Source organism: Mesorhizobium sp. M0139, from assembly GCF_040322455.1.
GTDB lineage: Bacteria > Pseudomonadota > Alphaproteobacteria > Rhizobiales > Rhizobiaceae > Mesorhizobium.
Genome location: NZ_JAMYTN010000004.1, coordinates 382009 through 400789, shown reverse-complemented (window position 1 = coordinate 400789; position 18781 = coordinate 382009). Strand labels below are relative to the sequence as shown.

The 18781-nt window shown below is 64.6% G+C and carries 14 protein-coding genes; 6 read left to right on the top strand and 8 right to left on the bottom strand.

Annotated elements, in window-relative coordinates:
• Positions 1-3 precede the first annotated feature (3 nt).
• The 6 genes from NKJ58_RS09330 to NKJ58_RS09305 all read right to left on the bottom strand — a co-directional run bounded on the left by NKJ58_RS09330 (position 4) and on the right by NKJ58_RS09305 (position 7782).
• Positions 4-1032 carry a zinc-binding dehydrogenase gene (locus tag NKJ58_RS09330; RefSeq protein ID WP_027050309.1) on the bottom strand — a complete coding sequence of 343 codons (1029 nt, stop codon included), beginning with the start codon at positions 1030-1032 and terminating at the stop codon, positions 4-6.
• 36 nt (positions 1033-1068) lie between these two features.
• Entirely contained in the window at positions 1069-2340 is a 1272-nt protein-coding gene (locus tag NKJ58_RS09325) for a beta-ketoacyl-ACP synthase (protein WP_352518703.1), read from the bottom strand.
• Positions 2341-2382: 42 nt separating this feature from the next.
• On the bottom strand, positions 2383-3573 hold the full coding sequence (locus tag NKJ58_RS09320) for a beta-ketoacyl-ACP synthase (protein ID WP_023833824.1): 1191 nt from the start codon (positions 3571-3573) through the stop codon (positions 2383-2385).
• 55 nt (positions 3574-3628) lie between these two features.
• Positions 3629-3910: an acyl carrier protein gene (locus NKJ58_RS09315; protein WP_010909964.1), complete on the bottom strand. Its 282-nt coding sequence runs from the start codon at positions 3908-3910 to the stop codon at positions 3629-3631.
• Positions 3911-4119: 209 nt separating this feature from the next.
• Positions 4120-4668: a histidine phosphatase family protein gene (locus NKJ58_RS09310; protein ID WP_023670442.1), complete on the bottom strand. Its 549-nt coding sequence runs from the start codon at positions 4666-4668 to the stop codon at positions 4120-4122.
• Positions 4669-4767: 99 nt separating this feature from the next.
• Positions 4768-7782 carry a caspase family protein gene (locus tag NKJ58_RS09305; protein ID WP_352518702.1) on the bottom strand — a complete coding sequence of 1005 codons (3015 nt, stop codon included), beginning with the start codon at positions 7780-7782 and terminating at the stop codon, positions 4768-4770.
• 145 nt (positions 7783-7927) lie between these two features.
• Between NKJ58_RS09305 and NKJ58_RS09300 the strand changes: the two genes are divergently transcribed.
• The 3 genes from NKJ58_RS09300 (at position 7928) to NKJ58_RS09290 (ending at position 11811) form a co-directional block, all read left to right on the top strand.
• Positions 7928-8878 (top strand): AEC family transporter, encoded by a 951-nt coding sequence (locus NKJ58_RS09300; protein ID WP_023681741.1) that lies wholly within the window; start codon positions 7928-7930, stop codon positions 8876-8878.
• A gap of 250 nt (positions 8879-9128) precedes the next feature.
• Positions 9129-10586, top strand: coding sequence for an NAD-dependent succinate-semialdehyde dehydrogenase (locus tag NKJ58_RS09295; RefSeq protein ID WP_023670445.1), 1458 nt, complete (start codon positions 9129-9131; stop codon positions 10584-10586).
• 205 nt (positions 10587-10791) lie between these two features.
• The gene (locus NKJ58_RS09290; protein ID WP_023739073.1) at positions 10792-11811 is read left to right on the top strand and encodes an aldose epimerase family protein; all 1020 of its coding nucleotides are present in this window, start codon (positions 10792-10794) and stop codon (positions 11809-11811) included.
• Positions 11812-11815: 4 nt separating this feature from the next.
• Here NKJ58_RS09290 and NKJ58_RS09285 read toward each other — a convergent pair whose 3' ends face one another.
• On the bottom strand, positions 11816-12736 hold the full coding sequence (locus NKJ58_RS09285; protein ID WP_023739072.1) for a sugar kinase: 921 nt from the start codon (positions 12734-12736) through the stop codon (positions 11816-11818).
• Between the two features lie 154 nt (positions 12737-12890).
• On the opposite strand from NKJ58_RS09285, the gene NKJ58_RS09280 reads away from it, so the two are divergent.
• Both NKJ58_RS09280 and NKJ58_RS09275 read left to right on the top strand, forming a co-directional pair.
• Positions 12891-13334 (top strand): FixH family protein, encoded by a 444-nt coding sequence (locus tag NKJ58_RS09280; RefSeq protein WP_023739071.1) that lies wholly within the window; start codon positions 12891-12893, stop codon positions 13332-13334.
• Between the two features lie 4 nt (positions 13335-13338).
• Positions 13339-14538 carry a cytochrome-c peroxidase gene (locus tag NKJ58_RS09275; RefSeq protein WP_023739070.1) on the top strand — a complete coding sequence of 400 codons (1200 nt, stop codon included), beginning with the start codon at positions 13339-13341 and terminating at the stop codon, positions 14536-14538.
• Between the two features lies 1 nt (position 14539).
• On the opposite strand, the gene NKJ58_RS09270 is transcribed toward NKJ58_RS09275, so the two are convergent.
• The gene (locus tag NKJ58_RS09270; protein WP_023739069.1) at positions 14540-14992 is read right to left on the bottom strand and encodes an Lrp/AsnC family transcriptional regulator; all 453 of its coding nucleotides are present in this window, start codon (positions 14990-14992) and stop codon (positions 14540-14542) included.
• Positions 14993-15156: 164 nt separating this feature from the next.
• Between NKJ58_RS09270 and putA the strand changes: the two genes are divergently transcribed.
• A complete protein-coding gene (putA, locus tag NKJ58_RS09265) occupies positions 15157-18765 on the top strand; it encodes a bifunctional proline dehydrogenase/L-glutamate gamma-semialdehyde dehydrogenase PutA (RefSeq protein WP_023739068.1) in 3609 nt (1202 codons plus the stop codon).
• Positions 18766-18781: the final 16 nt, after the last annotated feature.

Genomic DNA, 18781 nt, shown 5'->3' with positions numbered 1-18781 from the left:
GTCCTAAGAAACGCGCAGGATGATCTTGCCGAACACGTCGCGGCCTTCCATGCGCTTCAACGCGGCGTCGATGCCGTCGAAGCCGACTTCGGTGTCGATGACAGGTGCGACCTGTCCCGCCGCCATCTTCTGCATGGCGTTGGCCATGTTCTCCATGCGGCAGCCGAAGGACCCAAGCAGCTTCAGCTGCTGCTGGAACAGCTGCATCAGATTGATCTGCGTCGACACGCCGGAGGTCGAGCCGCAGGTGACCAGGCGGCCGCCGCGCTTGAGGCACAGCATCGAGGCGGCAAAGGTGTCGGCGCCGACATGTTCGAAGACGACGTCGACGCCCTTCTTCCTGGTGAGCTTGCGCACGACGCCTTCGAAACGATCGTCGCGGTAGTTGATGACATGGTCGGCGCCGAGCGCCTTGGCCTTGTCGATCTTGTCGTTGGAACCGACCGTGGTGATGATGGTGCAACCCATGCGCTTGGCCAGCTGGATCGCCGCCGAGCCGATGCCGGAGCCGCCGGCATGGATGAGGATGGTTTCGCCGGGCTGCAGCTTGGCATTGTCGAACAGCATGTGCTCGACGGTGCCGAAGGTGACGGGGGCGACAGCCGCGCCGACATCGGTCACGCCGGGAGGAGCAGGGACCAGCAGGCGCGCCGGCAGGTTGATCTTCTCCTGGGCAAAGCCGTCGAGATGGAAGCCGTGGACGCCCGAGACATTTTCGCAGAGATTGTCACGGCCTTCGCGGCAGGCGCGGCAAAGGCCGCAGGTGCGCGCGCCGTAGATCGACACCAATTGTCCGGGCAGCAGGCTGGAGACGCCGGGGCCGACAGCCTCGACCTCGCCGGAGGCTTCGGCGCCGACGACCAGCGGCAGCTTGCGCTTGGCGAAGGCCATGCCGCGCCAGCCCCAGACGTCGATATGGTTCAGCGCCACCGCCTTGATGCGCAGCGTGACTTCGCCCAATGCGGGGGGCGGCGGGGGCGGCAGGTCCACCGTTTCAAGACGGCGGTCCTCGATAAGTTGCAGTGCGCGCATGGGGCCTGTCAGTTCAGTCTGGCTGAAAAAGGTCGCTTAGACCGGTTCCCGCGCCATGACAAGGCAGGTGTTCTGGCCGCCGAAGCCGAACGAGTTCGACAGCACGGTGCCGACTTCGGCATTGCGCTTCTTGTTGGGCACCACGTCGAGCACGATTGCCGGGTCGGGATTGTCGTAGTTGATGGTCGGCGGAATGACGCTTTCGAGCATGGTCATCAGCGAAAACGCTGCTTCGACGGCGCCGGCCGCCGACAGCGTGTGGCCGATCATCGACTTGTTGGACGAGACCGGCATCGAGCCGATGCGATCGCCGAACACGGTCGACAGCGACAGATGCTCCATCTTGTCGTTTTCCGGCGTCGAGGTGCCGTGAGCGTTGACGTAGTCGATCTCGTCCTTGCTCAGGCCGGCATCCGCAAGGGCGGCGCGGACTGCTGCGATCGCCGGCGAACCGTCGGGCTTGGAACGGGTGCGATGGAAATCGTCGGCCTTTTCACCGCAGCCGCGCAGGATGCCGAGAACGCTGGCGCCCCGGGCAAGGGCTGCCTCAAGCGATTCCAGCACCAGAGCGCCGGAGCCTTCCGCCAGCACAAAGCCGTCGCGGTCCTTGGAGAAGGGTTTTGACGCCTTTTCAGGGATGTCATTGTGGGTCGACAGCGCCGAGAGCAGCGAAAAGCGGATCAGCGCCTCGGCGGTTGCCGAACCGTCGGCGCCGATCGACAGCGCCCGGTCGCATTCGCCGCGGCGGATCGCTTCGACGCCGAGCTGGATGGCGGTGGCGCCCGAAGCGCAGGCCGTCGACAGCGTGATCGGCAGGCCGCGCGTGCCAAAGCGGTCGGCCAGCCGGTCGGCGATCGCGCCGAACTGCGTGCTTGCGAACCTATCTGTTTCCTTCAGCCCGCGCGCCACCCTGAGCAGCCTTTCGGCGCCGGCGCCTTTGCCGTCGGAATTGTAGAGCGCGAAGCGGTCGTGCCAGTCGAGTTCGACCGGCGGCGAGGCGAGGAAGAGCGGGCCACCGAAATCAGAGGAATCGAGGCCGGATTCGGCCACCGCCTCATTCGCGGCGGTTTCGGCCAGTTCGTAGGTCAGCAGGCTGGCGCCTTTCGAGCTTGAGTCGAGGAAATCGACCATGCCGGAGATGCGGGTGTTGAGGTGGTCGACGGGAAAGCGGGTGATCGGGTGGATGCCCGATTTGCCGGAGGTCAGTGCCGCCCAATTGTCTGCCTTGCCGATGCCGAGCGAGGTTACCACGCCGATGCCGGTGACGGCGACGATCGGCCTGCCCATGTGATCTCTGAGATTGGCCATCCGGAACCTCTTAACTTTGCAGCATGATCGCGCAGCGCTGCTTCAAGCAGCGTTGACCAGCGCCATGCCCTCGAATTGGTGATAGCCGATTGCCGTTGCGAGCACGGTTTCGGGAATGCCTTCGAACGGCTTCTCGGCCGCGGCGTCGAAAACGGGGTAGGCGGCCTTGCGGTCGACGGCCAGGGCGGCGAGGGCGACCGCGAATGGAAACTGCGCTTCCTTCATATGCCCGGTCAGAGTCGCGAAGCCGCGCGCCGATATCGCCGGATTGGCATCCAGCGCTGCCTTTTCGGCTGACGTTGCGGTATGCGCCCCGGATGCGCCCGACAGGGCCAGCAACTTGCCGTTCGGGAGAGTTGCCTGTTTGAGCAGTGTCGCGATCTCGGCGTCAAGCTCGCCGCGCGAACGCCGGGCGCGGCCTGAGACGACCGGTCCGAGCTCGGCATAGATTTTGCGGCCGCGGCTTTGCGCGTGTTCGCGCTGCTCCAGCACCAGGAACGCGCCGCCGGAGCCGGAGACCAGGCCGCCGCCCTCGGCGCCCTGTCTCTGCCAGACCGGCTTCCATGGGCCGCGATGCAGATAGCCGGCCAATTCATAGCCGAGCAGCATGTCGGAATGTTCGGTCTGGAAGGCGCCACCTACCAGTATGTGGGTCGACTGTCCGGAGCGGATGCGCGCCGCGGCGGTCTCGACGGCGGCGACGCCGGCACCTTCCTCGCCCATGAAGGTCCTCGACGATCCCGTCACCTTGTGGACGATGGAGATGTTGCCGGCGAGCAGATTGGAGAGCTGGGCCAGGAAAAGCGTCGGCCGCAATTCGGTGGTCAGCTTCTCGTTGAGCAGCACGTCGCGGTCGTTGCGGCTCTCGGACGCGGCGAGGATGGCGGCATCGACCGCCTCGTCTCGCTCGCCGCCGCCGGCAGCGACAACCATGTCCATGGTCGTGCAGAGCTCGTCATTGCCCTTGATGCCGGCGTCGTCCAGCGCCATGCCGGCCGCATAGGTGCCGAGCCGCTGCCATGTTTCCATCTGCCGCTGGTCGCCTCGCTTGGCGATCTGCAGGTTCCAGTCGATCTCCGGCAGTGGATGCACGGTGTAGGGCGCAAAGCGCGCGGATTCGAGCACCGGCTGCAGGCCGGGCTGCGCCAGCTTCTGCCAGTGGGTATCCGGACCCTCTCCCAGCGAGGAGACAAGGCCGATACCGGTGATGACGACGTCGCGAGGGCTGCTCATGAGCGGCTTTGTGGGTCAGGCGGCGCAGCCCGTCAAGGCCGCGCGCCAGCCGATATCAGGCGGTCTTGGCGGCGACCAGCGCGTCGATCTTGGCGCACAGGTTCTTCATGACGAAGTAATCGTCGGTCGAAGCCTTGCCGTCATTGACTTCCTGGGTCCACTTTTCCAGCGGCACCTTGATGCCGAATTCTTTGTCGATGGCAAAGACGATATCGAGGAAATCGAGACTGTCGATGCCGAGATCGTCGATCGTGTGGCTCTCGGGAGTGATGGTGTCGATATCGATCTCGCTGGTGTCGGCAATGATCTTGGCGACTTTGTCGAACGTGGTGGACAAGGGCTCTTCCTTCGGTTGCGGGCGGAATCTGTCCGCATCTGGTTTGGGCGCTGTCTAATCGGTTTTTCCCGGCAGGAAAAGGCCTGATGCGCGGGGCGCAGATGGGATGGCCCTCCCGTGAAGACAAGAAGGGCCGCCCGACAAGCCGGTGGCCCTTCCAGTTGACGTTACGTCAGCTTAGTTTTCACGGAGCTTGACCACTGGCTCTCTCAGAACGTGACGCGGCCGAGCACGCGCAAGCCATCGCCCTGCGGCTCGACCACCACCGCTTCGCCCTCGCGCGGCGAGACGCCGGTCAGCGCGACGATGTTTTCGAGATGCGTGACCATGACCAGATTGTCGGAACCGGTGTAGGCGCGGATTTCCTTCATCACCGCGTCGAGCTGCGCGGCCTTCTCGGTCGGATCGCTCCTCAGGAGGTCGAGCGGCGCAAAAAGCTCCGGCTCCGCTTCGAAGGCGATGCGGGCAGTGTCGAGGCAGCGGCAATAGCGGCTGGACAGCACCCGCTCGATGGGGGCGGCGCGGGCGCCGAACAGCGCGCCGATCTTGCTCGCCTGCTGCTTGCCGCGCGCCGATAGATTGACCTGGGTGGCACAGTTGTCGATGACGAAATTGGCGGGGTCGGTGGTGCCGGTGACCAGTGCGTGGCGAAGCAGCACGACATGGCCGCCGTCACGCAGCAGCGCCCAGCCGGCGTCGGTCGCGTGGGCGACGGCGGGAACAGCAAGCAGGAACAGCGACAGCACAAATCGAATCATCGAAACCTTTCCGGGAGCCGGATGCCGGCTCCGGTCATTCTGATATAGGGATCGGAAAGCCGGCACAAAGACAAGCGAAAGGCGAACCCTCGGTTCGCTTCACATTTTCGCCATTTGCTTCTTCGCCAGCTCGATCTTCTGATCGGTGAGCGGGATAGGGATCGTGTAGCCGGCTTCGGTGAAGCCCTGCTTGGCGTTCTCGAAGAATTCGATCGCCTTGAGATATTCCGGCTTGCCCGCGCCATAGCTGGCGCGGTTCCAGTGGACGTCGCCGATATTGTTCTGCTCGAAGGCCCACTGCAGCGGCTGACTTTCGCGCGTAAACACCTTCAGCGCCGCCGTGAACGCCGCTTCGGCGTCGTTGAGATATTTGTCGGTCCGCTGGAGATTGCCGAGATTGAGCAGGCTCATACCGATGCCATTTTGAGCGTTGGCCCAGTCGACCGGCGCGGCCTCGATGGTGAGTATTTCGAGCGCTGCCCGCCGCGCCGCAATCGAATCCTGCAGCGTCTTGGCATCGCCATTGCTCATGCTCAACCAGTGCAGCGTCGAGCCCAGGCCGGCCTGGGCCATTGCCCATTGCCGCGGGTTGGTCTCGCGCTTGTACTCGCGCAACGCATTGCCGTAGGCGTCGACCGCCTCGCTGTAATGCTCGGGCTTGTCGGTGACGCCGCCGAGAAGCTGCAGCGTGTTGCCGAGATTGTAGTAGCTCATCGCCCAGTCCTGCGGGAACTTCCGCCTGACATAGACCTGCCGTGCCGCCTGGAAGGCTGCCGCCGACTGTTCCAGCTTGGCCGCATCACGGGTGCGCTGGCCCAGCGTCTGATAGATCGAGCCGAGATTGTTCTGGGCTGACGCCCAGTCCATCGGGAAGCGCTTGCGGGTAAACACCGTCAGAGCGTCGTCATAGGCAGCAGCAGCTTCTTCGAGCGTAGCCGTGCCCATATCGAAGCGGGCGATACCGCTCAGCGCATTGCCCAGGTTGAGGCGGCTGGTCGCCCAGGACACCGGGAAAGTTTCGCGGGTTCGCACTTCCAGCGCGGCGCGAAACGCGTCGGCCGCCTCGTTGATCTTCGCCTTGTCGTTGAGCTGGATGCCAAGCGTTACAAGCGTGTTGCCGAGATTGTTCTCGACCATCGCCCATTCCACGGGTGCTTTCTCGCGTGTGTATTCCTCAAGCGCCAGCCGGTAGGCTGCTTCCGCCTGGGTGAGATGCTCGCCGGCAGGCTCACGCTCGGAGAGTGCATAGAGCGCGAGGCCTAGATTGTTCTGCGAACCGGCCCAGTCCAACGGCAGCTTGTCGCGCGGACGCTTCTCAAGGGTGGCGCGCGTCGCCGCCACCGCCTCATTGAGACGCTGCGGGTCGCTCTCGCGTTCGCCGATCTTCAGAAGCACGTTGGCCAGGTTGTTCTGCGCCGCGGCCCAGTTGCGGTCGTCCTTCTCGCGCTCGAACACCACCAGCGAATCGCGGAAAATCACCGCTGCTTCTTCGAGATGCGCAGTCTCGGTTTCGCGCTCTCCAATGGTCTGCAGCACCACCGCCATGTTGTTGCGGGTGATTGCCCAGTCGCGATTCTGTTCGCCGTTGGGGATGAAGTTCAAGATGGTGCGATAGGCCTCGATGGAGTGCTGCAGCGCATCGAGGTCGCCGGTGGCGTAGCCATGAGCGTTCAACGCCTCGGCCTCCTGGTTCTTGTAGTTCCAGCGCAGCTTTTCGTCCCACTTCTCGACCAACGAATACGCCTTGGCATAGTCGTTGGCGGCGGATTTGTAGTCGAAGACCAGCGCGGCGGCGTCGGCGCGTTTGGCATAGATGGCGGCGTCGGCGATGCGCTTTTGCCGGAGCAGGTCCTCGGCCTCGTCGACCGCACCGCTGTTTTCCTCGATCCGGCCGACCGCGTCGTCGAGGAATTTGCGCGCCGTCACCATCGCGCCCTGGCCTATGGCCTTGTCGGCGGATGCGACCAGGCGACTGATCTCGGGATCGTCGGTGCGTAATGCGGCGCGTTCGGCCATCATCTTCTTCAAACGCTCGGCCTGGCCGTCCAGCACCTTCTGCAGGTCGTTCGGATCCTCCGGGATCTTTTCCGTGCCGAGCGCCTTGAGCACGCCGTAGAGAGCGTCAAGGGGCACGCCGTCCTGCAGAGAAGCCAATTCCACCTGAGCCCGTTTGGGATCGGGCAGGTCGGAAATGGTCAGCAGCAATTGCCGCCTCTCACCGGTGATCAGCCCGTCGTCGCCGGTCGGTTCCGGCGGCGCGACGCCGAAATAGAGCAGGCGGCGCAGGCTCTCGCTGACCCAGGGGCGCTGCTTTGCCTTGGTGTCGAGATAGACTTCCTCGGTGACCATGCGCATGACCGAGCCGAACTCGGTGCCTTTCATCGCCGTGAGGTGGCGCAGCAGGGCGGCGGCGTAGGGGCTGTTTTCGCCGGCGGCGCCATCGAGCGCCGGTCGGCCCGGCTCGGCGGCGAAGCCGACCACGGTTCCCAGGCTGGCATCATCCACTGAGGCACTGGCAAGCGCCTTGGCGCCGCGGACCGGTTCCAGCCCGCCGGCGCCGACAGGCTCGGCGGAAGCCGTCGGCCCGCGTCGCACGACCGCGTCCGGCGGAAACGGGTTGGTGCGGCAGGCGTCAAGCAGCACGATCGTCACCGGCACGGTCTTTTTCAGCTCGTCCATGACGGCTGAAATCGGCACCAGCGCCTCACCGGCATTTTTCAGCGACGAGACGTCGGCGTCGACCGGCACCAGATAGTTCTCGCCGCCCGCCTCGATGCCGTGACCGGAATAATAGATGAAGGCGACGTCGGCGCCGTCGGCATCCTCGACAAACCGATCGAGATCGCGCTTCAGCTTGGCGGCATCGCGATCGGTGACGTTGCGGGCGTCGAAGCCGAGATCGGTCAGCATCTTGGCCATGTCGCGGGCGTCGTTGGCCGGGTTGGCAAGGGCTGCGATGTGTTCGTATTTCGACTGGCCGATGATCAGCGCAACGCCCTTGAGGCTTTTGGTCTCGGCGGCCTGAGCCACAGATACGGCAAGGCAAAGCAGCATAGCGACGAAACCCGCCAGCCACCCCTGTCTGAAATGACGCTGTTTCGGCGTCGCACCCATTCGCTGTCTATCCGCCCTGATGATCCCAAACCTGTATAGCGCTGCCACCCGACCATGATCAAATTCAGGCGCCGGGCGGATCGAGGATCAGTTTCTGAAGATCATGGCGATTGCGCTGGAATCCGGGCTCGCCTATCCCTGAAAAATGTCTCCGCTCACCGAAACCGTTCTTTTCGTCTTCAGCCTCGTCGCGCTCGGCTATGTCACCGGGCTCACCGGCTATCTGAAACCGGCCAGCGGGGACGGCATCTCCGAATTCGCCATCAACGTCGCGATGCCGCTGCTGCTGTTTCGGACGATGGTGAATTCGGATTTCCACGGCGTGGCGCCCTGGTCGCTGTGGGGTGCTTATTTCGCGGCGGTTGCAATGACATGGGCCGCCGGCCATCTGGTGACGACACGGATCTTTGGGCGGGACGCGCGCACCGGCATCGTCGGTGGAGTGTCGTCATCCTTCTCGAATGTGGTGTTGCTGGGCATTCCCTTCGTTCTCGGCGTATTCGGGTCCAGCGGATTCGAAGTGCTGTCGCTGCTCGTTTCCGTGCATCTGCCGACCATGATGATGGCTTCGATCATCATGTTCGAGATATTTGGCCGCGGCGGCAGCGAGCCCGTACACCCGCTGCGCATCATCCAGAGCTTTCTGAGAAGACTGTTCACCAATCCGTTGATCATCGGCATCCTGGCCGGGCTGGCATGGCGCCTCACCGGCGCGCCGCTGCCGAACCTTGCCATGCGACTGGCCGATGCGCTGGCTAACACCGCCGGGCCGGTGGCGCTGTTCGCCATGGGGCTCAGCCTGCGCCGTTTCGGCATTTCCGGTAACATCCGACCGGCGCTGGCGCTGTCGACGCTGAAACTGTTCCTGATGCCGGCGCTGGTGCTCGGCCTGGTCTGGCTGTTTGGCCTGCCGCCCTTGACGGCCAAAGTGGCGGTCGTGGTGGCGGCGCTGCCGTCCGGCATCAATTCCTATCTCATCGCCGTGCAGTTCAACACCGGCCAGGCGCTGGCGTCGAACCAGATGACCATCGCCACGGCAAGCGCGGTTGTTACAACCGCCTTTTGGCTGACGGTGGTGGTGCATGTCTTTGGGTAGGCTTGGTCTTCTGTAAGGCTGGTCTTTGGCAAGGCTGGTCTTTGGCAAGGCTGCGGCCCAAACTAATTTACATGTGAATTTCTCTGGCGTTGGGCTGGCCCAAAGCCTATATGCCATCTTGCAATTGCTTGCCGGGCTTGCCCTAGGTAAAGAGCAGTGGCTTCAGCGTGTCGGCTCCGCCGCCATTGTGCACGCTCGTTCAAGAGATCCAGGAAACCGGCCCGTCAATGCGCCGAACGGAGGCTAGACCATGCTGCAGAAAACCAGCCATTTCATGCGCCAGGCCAATCTCATCAATGGCGAATGGGTGCAGGCCGACAGCGGCCAAACGGTCGACGTCAACAACCCGGCCACCGGTCTCAAGATCGGCACCGTGCCGAAGTCGGGCAAGGCGGAAACCCGCCGCGCCATCGAAGCCGCAAGCGAAGCCTTCAAGACCTGGCGCAAGACGACCGCGCTGGAGCGCTCGAAGCTGTTGCGCAAGCTGCATGACGCGATGATGGACAATCAGGATGTGCTGGCCGAACTGCTCACCATCGAGCAGGGCAAGTCGCTCGCCGAATCCAAGGGTGAGATCGGTTCGGCTGCCGCCTACATCATGTGGTTTGCCGAGGAAGGCCGCCGCACCTATGGCGATGTCGTGCCATCACCATGGGGCGATCGCCGCATCCTGGTGACCAAGGAGCCGGTCGGCGTCATTGCCGCCATCACGCCGTGGAATTTCCCCTCCTCCATGCTTGCCCGCAAGCTTGGCCCCGCGCTTGCCGCCGGCTGCACCGCCGTGGTCAAGCCGGCTTCGCAGACGCCGTATTCCGGCCTCGCATGGGGCGCGCTCGCCGAGGAAGTCGGCTTCCCCAAGGGCGTCATCAACATCCTGACGGGTGCTGCCGGCGAAATCGGCGACGAGATCTGCGCCAATCCGCTGGTGTCGAAGATCACCTTCACCGGCTCGACCGAGATCGGCAAGCTGCTGATCCAGAAGTCGTCCGTCACCGTCAAGAAGGTCTCGATGGAACTCGGCGGCAATGCGCCGTTCCTGGTCTTCGACGATGCCGACCTTGATCGCGCCGTCGCCGGCGCCATCACCGCCAAATACCGCAATTCCGGCCAGACCTGCGTGTGCACCAACCGCTTCCTGGTGCAGGCCGGCATCTACGACAAGTTTGTCGAGAAGCTGGCCGCTGCCAGCAATGCGCTGAAAGTTGGCTCGGGCCTGGAAGAGGGCGTGCAGCAGGGACCGCTGATCGACGTGAAGGCGGTCGAGAAGGTCGAGGAATTCATCGCCGACGCCACGTCGAAGGGTGGCAAGGTCGTTGCCGGCGGCAAGCGCCACGCGCTTGGCGGCTCATTCTTCCAGCCGACCGTCATCGCCGATGCGAAGCCTGACATGCGCTTCATGAAGGAAGAGATTTTTGGCCCGATCGCCCCGGTGTTCAAGTTCGAGACTGAGGAGGAAGCCATTGCGCTTGCCAACGACACCGAGTTCGGCCTTGCCGCCTATTTCTACACCGGCGACCTCGGCCGCGCCTTCCGGGTCATGGAAGGCCTGAAATACGGCATGGTCGGCGTCAATGAAGGCCTGATCACCACGCCGGAAGCGCCGTTCGGCGGCGTCAAGGAATCGGGCCTCGGCAAGGAAGGCGGACATCAGGGCATCGAGGATTATCTCGACACCAAATATGTCTGCATTGGCGGCCTCGGCCTCTAAATCATTGACGGGCAGGGCAGGGCAGGCCGCGGGCCGGCCCTTGCCAGACGACATTCAGCCGGACTGGAGCGGTTCAGCGTTTCACGGAAACGCCGAACCGCTCCAGTTCTTTGTTTTTTGCAATTCCGGACGGAAAACCGTTTCACACTTTTCCTGGAATTGCTCTAAGTCGATAGATCGACGAATTAGCATTTGGACATAGAAGATGAAGGACGGCGAAGTCTTCGGCACGACGCAGGCAGGCGAACCCGTTCGCCGTTTCACCATCCGGGGCGGCGGCGTCAGCGCCAACATCATCGGGCTCGGCGCAATCATCCAGGATCTGCGGCTCGCCGGTCACGACGCGCCGCTGGTGCTGGGCTACGACCGCTTCGAACCTTACGAGACCGACCGGGCCTTCTTCGGCGCGGTCGTCGGCCGTTACGCCAACCGCATCCGCGACGGCCGCTTCACCATTGCCGGCCAGCGCTACCAGACCGAGCGCAATTTCCTCGGCAAGCACACGCTGCATGGCGGCTCGGAGGGCTTCTTCCACCGGCCGTGGACGGTTTCGCTGCACGGCCGGGATTTTGTCACGCTGACCCTGCACGATCCCGAGGGCACGATGGGCTTTCCCGGCGCGCTCGACGTCACCTGCACCTACCGGCTGAAGATCCCCGGCACGCTCTCGATAGAATTGACCGCCACCTGCGAGGAGCCGACGCTGTGCAACCTGGCGCAGCATTCCTATTTCAATCTCGACGATGGCGGCACCGGTGACATTCTCGACCACCGGCTGATGCTGAATGCCGGCGCCTATACGCCTGTCGATGGCGAGATGATCCCGACCGGCGTCGTCAAACCTGTCGACGGCACGCCCTTCGACTTCCGCCAGGCGCGGCCGCTGCGCATGGAAACGGAAGGCGGGCAGCTTCCTTACGACGTCAATTTCTGCCTGGCGTCAGCCCGGGGCCCGCTTCACCAGGTGGCGTGGGCGCAAGGCGCCAATTCCGGCGTCGAGATGGAGGTCTGGACCACCGAGCCGGGCCTGCAGCTTTACACCGGCCAGTATGTCGCGCCGACCTCGGGCGGCCTGGACGGACGGCGCTACAAGGCGTTTTCCGGCTTTTGCCTGGAAGCGCAGACGTGGCCCGACGCGCCGAACCGGCCCTATTTCCCACAGGCCACGCTGTGGCCGGGCCAGATCTATCATCAGGTGACGGAATATCGTTTCAGGCTTCCCTAAGGTCTTAGCCCTCGAAAGCGGTTCTTAGAACCTCGAACGGCGCCAGCGCGCCTCGCACCTGCACGACAGCGGCGGCGACGCGATGCGCGCGCTGCACGGCATCCGCCGGGGCATGGCCGGCAAGCCGGGCGGCGAGATAGCCGCCATTGAAGGAATCGCCGGCGCCGGTGGTGTCGACCGGGGTGGCGACATGCTGGGCCGGAACCGGCTGCAGGGCTCCGCCAGCAGCGATCAGCGCGGGCTTCTCGCCATTCTTGACGACGACTTCGCCGACGAGTTTTCCGAACCGTTCGGCGGTCGCTTGCGGTGCCGAGTCGCCAAACAGCATCTGCTCGTCGGGAAAGGTCGGCAGCGCGATGTCGGTGACGGCAAGCGCGTCGAGGATCGCGGCTTGCGCCTCCTCGCGGCTCTGCCACAGGCGCGGCCGGTAGTTGGGGTCGAAGGCGACGAGCGAACCGGCAGCCCGCGCCTTGGCCACTTCTGCCAGCAACGTCTTGCGCGCGGCGGCATCCAGAATTGCCAAGGTGATTCCGGAAAAATACACAAGAGCCTGGTTTTCAAGGCTTTTTGCCAAGGCGGCCGGGTCCGAGGCAAGCCGCCTGGCCGCCGCGTCGCTGCGCCAATAGGTGAAGGCGCGTTCGGCGCCGGTCAAGGTGATGGCGTAGAGGCCGGGCCGCGCGCCTGGGATGACCGGGCTGGCGCCGATGTCGATGCCGTTTTCGGCGAAGAACGAAATCTGGCCCTGCGAGAAGGGATCGTCGCCGAAGGCCGAGACATAGGTCGCCGGCCGCTCGCCGCTCAGCGCATGCAGCGCCCACAACGTGTTGAACGTGTCGCCGGCAAAGCCCATGCGCCAGTTCGGCCCGGCCTGGCCGGACAGCTCGAGCATGCATTCACCGATCGAAGCGACGCCGTCTGCTGCCATGTATCTGTCTCCGGACCAGTTCGCTGCTGTAGCTTTTTGCGGCCGGCAGCGCCATGCTTGGCGGCGGCGGTTTTTTGCGCCAGAAGCGTTTTCCCACAGAAGCGGCGGGACGCGAATTGCTTCCCGAGACGTTATGTCCAGAAGAGGAACCGGTTTGGCATCGATATGGCGTTATCTTCTTGCGGGCGTTGGTCTGGCCGCCTTGCTGGCTGGCATATTGGCGATCGTCTATCTGACCGCGCCGCAGTCGGCGCCGGGCCCCGATGTTTCGCGCTCGAAGAAGACGGCGAACGGCTTGTTTGTCGCCAGCATTCAGCCGGAACGCGGCGTTATCCGGCAAGGCGAACTGCAATCCTGGTTGCTGACCCTGAAGACGGTCAAGGGCGATTCCGTGGAAGGTGCGGCGATCTCGGTGTCCGGCGGCATGCCGCAGCACAATCACGGCTTGCCGACCAGTCCGCAGGCGACCGATTATCTTGGCGAGGGGCGTTACCGCATCGAGGGGCTGAAATTCACCATGAGCGGCGTGTGGCAGTTGCGCTTCGCCATTTCGGCGGCGGCCGGTTCCGACACGGTCGTCTTCAACGTGGTGCTGTGAGCGGATGAACGGCCTGTTGCGCCTTCTGGCATTGGCGGCGGTCGTGCTCGTTGCCGGCTGCGGCAAACCGGATTTTTCCGATGCCGAGAAGAAGACCATCGCTTCGCTGGCGCTGAACACCTTGCCGGCGCTCAAACCCGACACCACCAACCGGTTCGCCGACGTGCCGGCCGCCGCCGCCTTGGGCTCCACTCTGTTCTTCGACCAGGGCATGAGCCGCGACGGAAACGTATCCTGCTCGACCTGCCACAAGATCGACCGGCAGTTCCAGGATGACCTGCCGCAATCCGTCGGTGTCGGCCGCACCAACAGGCGCTCGATGCCGCTGGCCGGCATCGCCCGCAATCCGTGGTTCTTCTGGGATGGACGGCGCGACAGCCTGTGGGCGCAGGCGCTGACGCCGCTGGAAAATCCGCTCGAGCAGGCGGGGAACCGCGCGGCCTTCGCGCATTACATCCAGAAGCGGTTCGGCGAGCGCTATGAGCGCATCTTCGGGCCACTGCCGGATCTTTCCGCCGTGCCGGCCAACGCCAGCCCGCTCGGCAATGAGGCCGAGCAGGCGGCATGGAAGGCAATGACCGCGGCCCAAATGGACGACGTCAACCGCGTCTTTTCCAACATCGGCAAGGCGATCGCCGCCTTCGAACGGTCGATCGAACCGGCACAGACGCGCTTTGACCGCTTTGCCATCGATCTTGCGTCAGGCGCCAAGCCGAAAGCCGACGATGCCTTTTCGCCGGAGGAGATGCTCGGGCTGAAACTGTTCATCGGCAAGGCCAATTGCGTCACCTGCCATAACGGCCCGCGCTTCACCGACAACGCTTTCCACAACACCGGCGTGCGGCCGGTCAGGGATTTGCCATTGGATCGCGGCCGTTTCGATGCGGTGGCCCAGGTTCAGGCCGACCCATTCAACTGCTTCGGCGCCTTCCGCGATGGCGACGCCGGCGCCTGCGGAGAACTGCGCTTCATCGTCAAGGCAGCACCCGAACTGATGCGTGCTTACAAGACGCCGTCGCTGCGGGGCGCGGCGACACGGCCGCCCTATATGCATGCCGGACAGTTCTCCACGCTGGAGGAGGTGGTGGCGCACTACGCGAAGGCGGAGGCGGCCGTTGAAGGCACCTCCGAAGTGCACCCGTTGCAACTGTCGGACCGCGAACGCGCGGCGCTGGTGGCGTTTTTGAAGACGCTGTCGGAGTGAGCTAGCGATCCTTCACCGTCTCCATGGCCACGAAGGTCGAGGTCTGCGCAACATGCGGCAGTGCCGAGATGCGCTCGCCGAGCACGCGGCGATAGGCGGCGATGTCGGTGGTACGGACTTTCAGGAGATAATCGAAGCTCGACGCCATCATGTGGCACTGCTCGATCTCCGGCACGGCCTGCACCGCACGGTTGAAAGCATCGAGCGCGGCCGAGCGCGTGTCCGACAGTTTGACCTGGACGAAGGCGACATGGCCTTCGCCCATGCGCTCGCGATCGATGATCGCCTGATAGCCCCTGATATAGCCGTCCTTCTCCAGGCGCTTCACCCGCGCCTGCACCGGCGTCTTCGACAGGCCGACCTTGCCGGCCAGTTCCGACATGGACAGCCGCCCGTCGCGCGCCAGCGCCGACAGGATGTTTTTGTCGATGCGGTCCAATTGGTCTTCTGTCACCGGTATCACAGTCCACCTGATAATAATTTAACCGCAATGATAGACCGATCGGCCTGCCATGTCGATTTCTTTGGACCGGCCGAAAATGCGGCTCTGTGCTAGCTTGCGCCATTCGGTCCGGCGACCGCCGGCCCGCTCCCAGATGCTTGCTCCGCAGGACCGCCATGCCGCTCGACACCATCCGCCAGCAGATCCGCGCCAACTACCTGCCCGACGAAGACGCGGCTGTGAAGCGCTTGGCTGCCGCGACAGAACTTTCGGCCGATGACCGCAAAGCCGTCTCGGCCCGTGCCGCGGATCTGGTGCGCGCGGTGCGCGGCTCGTCCGACCCGCGGCTGATGGAGGTTTTTCTCTCGGCCTACGGCCTCTCCACCAAGGAAGGAGTGGCGCTGATGTGCCTGGCCGAGGCACTGCTGCGCGTGCCTGACACCGAGACTATGGACGACCTGATCGCCGACAAGATCGCACCGCATGACTGGTCGGCGCATTCGGGCGGTTCGAGCTCGATCTTCGTCAACGCCTCGACCTGGGCGCTGATGCTGACCGGCCGTGTGCTCGACGAAGGCGAGGGCGGCATTGAAGGCACGCTGCGCTCGATGGTTCGCCGACTGGGCGAACCGGTGATCCGCAAGGCGGTCGCCGCCGCCATGCGCGAAATGGGCGAGCAGTTCGTGCTCGGCCGCACCATTGCGGAAGCCGTCAAGCGCGGCAAGTCGATGATCCAGAAAGGTTATCTCTATTCCTTCGACATGCTGGGCGAGGCGGCCCGCACCAAGGCCGACGCGCTGCGCTACCTCAAGGCCTATGCCGATGCGATCTCCTCGCTCGATTCAGGCTCCAACGGTCCCGATATCCGCCAGAACCACGGCATCTCGGTCAAACTGTCGGCGCTGCATCCGCGCTACGAAGAGGCACAGAAGGAAAAGATGCTGCCGGTGATGGCCGAGCGGCTGCTGTCGCTGGCGCTGGCCGCACGCCATTCGCGCATGGGCCTCAACATCGACGCCGAGGAGGCCGACCGGCTCGACCTGTCGCTCGACGTCATCGAGCGTGTGTTGTCCGAGCCGGAGCTTGCCGGCTGGAATGGCTTTGGCGTCGTCGTCCAGGCCTACGGCCCGCGCGCGGCCTTCACCATCGACTGGCTCTATGCGCTGGCGGAAAAGTACGACCGCAACATCATGGTGCGGCTGGTCAAGGGCGCCTATTGGGACACCGAGATCAAGCGGGCACAGACGCTCGGGCTTTCCGGCTACCCCGTCTTCACCCGCAAGGCCAACACCGATGTTTCCTACATGGCCTGCGCCAAAAAGTTGCTGTCGATGACCGACCGCATCTATCCGCAATTCGCCACGCACAATGCCCATACCGTCGCCGCCATCCTGTCGATGGCTGACAACCGTGACGCTTTCGAATTCCAGCGCCTGCACGGCATGGGCGAAGCGCTGCATGAGACGGTGCGCCGGGCCGAAGGCACGCGCTGCCGCATCTATGCGCCGGTCGGCGCGCACTCCGACCTCTTGGCCTATCTGGTTCGCCGCCTGCTGGAGAATGGCGCCAACTCCTCCTTCGTCCATCAGCTCACCGACGAGGACGTCGAGCCGGAGGATATTGCGCGCGATCCGCTCGAGACGGTCGAGAGCCAGGGCCCCGCCGCCAATCCGGCAATCGCTCGTCCTGCGACGATCTTCGGCGCTGGTCGGCGCAACTCGAAGGGGTTCGACATCACCGATCCGGTGACGCTGGCGGCGATCGACAAGGCCAAGGCGGCCTTTGCCGGGCCCGAGCGCTGGCATGCCAAGCCGATCACGCGCGCCGCCGGCTACGGCAAGCAGCGCCCGGTGGTCAATCCGGCAAAGCCTGCCGAGATCGTCGGCACGGTCGCCGAAGCCACCGTCAAGCAGGTCGCGACCGCGGTGCGCTTTGCTGTGGAAGCGCAGCCGGCCTGGGCGAAGCGTCCCGTTGCGGAGCGCGCCGCCATCCTCAACCGCGCAGCCGACCTCTATGAGGCCAATGCGGTCGAGTTTTTCGCGCTCGCCACCAGGGAAGCCGGCAAGTCGCTGGCCGACGGCGTGGCCGAAGTGCGCGAAGCCGTCGACTTCCTGCGCTACTACGCTGCCGAAGCGGCCAACAACGAAGCGGGCACCGAGGCGCGCGGCGCGATCGTGTGCATTTCGCCGTGGAATTTCCCGCTCGCCATCTTCACCGGCCAGATCGCGGCAGCGCTCGTCACCGGCAATTCGGTCATCGCCAAGCCGGCCGAACAGACGCCGCTGATCGCCTTCCGCGCCGTCGAGCTGCTGCGCGAGGCCGGCGTGCCGGAAGATGTGATCCAGCTTCTGCCGGGCGACGGCCCGTCGGTCGGCGGACCGCTGACCGCGCATCCGCGCATTGCCGGCGTCTGCTTCACCGGCTCGACCGAGGTTGCAAAGCTGATCGAGAAGCAACTGGCCGAGACGGCCGCGCCCGACGCCATGCTGATCGCGGAGACCGGCGGTCTCAATGCCATGATCGTCGATTCCACAGCACTGCCCGAACAGGCGGTGCGCGACATCCTGGCGTCCGCCTTCCAGAGTGCGGGTCAGCGCTGTTCGGCGCTGCGCGTGCTCTACGTGCAGAAGGATGTCGAGAAGAAGATGCTGGATATGCTGAAGGGCGCCATGGAAGCGCTCACCATCGGCGATCCCTGGCAGATTTCGACCGATGTCGGGCCGGTCATCGATGACGAGGCGCAGGAATCGATCCGCGAGTATTGCACCAAGATGGGGCTTCAGGGCCGGTTGATTGCCAAGCTCGAAGCACCGAAGGACGGCCGCTTCGTTGCGCCGCATGTGTTCCGGGTCAAAGGCATCGAGGAGATGGAGCGCGAAGTGTTCGGCCCGGTGCTGCATGTCGCCAGCTTCGACGCCGACGGGATCGACGCCGTCATCGCCGCCATCAACCGCAAGGGCTATGGCCTGACCTTCGGCCTGCACACCCGCATAGAAGGCCGCGTCCAGCATTTCGTCGACGGCATCCACGCCGGCAACATCTATGTCAACCGCAACCAGATCGGCGCGGTCGTCGGTTCGCAGCCCTTTGGGGGCGAGGGGCTTTCGGGCACCGGGCCGAAGGCCGGCGGGCCGCATTATCTCCGGCGGTTCCGCAAGGGGCCGGAGGCGGGCACGGAGATTGCCGAGGGCCACAAGGTGACTGCGACCGAACTCGCCGACAATCTGCCCGATCCGACGCTTGGCGGCTGGTCGACGAGGCCGGACCGCATCGCCATTTTGAGAAAGCATTTGCGCGGCAAGGGCGCTGCAGCGATCGGCGCTGCAGCCGCCATCGATTTCGGCCAGGTCGACCTGCCCGGACCGACCGGCGAGGCCAACACGCTGTCGCTGTCGCCGCGTGGCCGGGTGCTGTGCCTCGGTCCGGACGCCGACACGCTGCTTGCCCAGACGATCCAGGCGCTGGCCGCCGGCAATGCGGTGCTGGCCGTGGCGCCGGGCGCGCCGGCAGCACTGTCGGCGCTGACCGGCAAGGGGTTGCCGCTGGCGGCCATAGACGGTCGGTCAGACCCAGTCGAAGCGCGTTCGCTGCGCGTCGATGTCGTCGCCTTCTCGGGCAGGCCCGAGGCGGCGCGGATCGTGCGCAAGGTCATTGCCGACCGCAGCGGGCCGATCGTGCCGCTGGTCAGCGAGGTGCTCAACCCGGCGGCCTATGCGCATGAACGCGCTGTCTGCGTCGACACCACGGCTGCCGGCGGCAATGCCAGCCTGCTCGCGGCGGCCTAGGGGGCTTTTCGCGGCT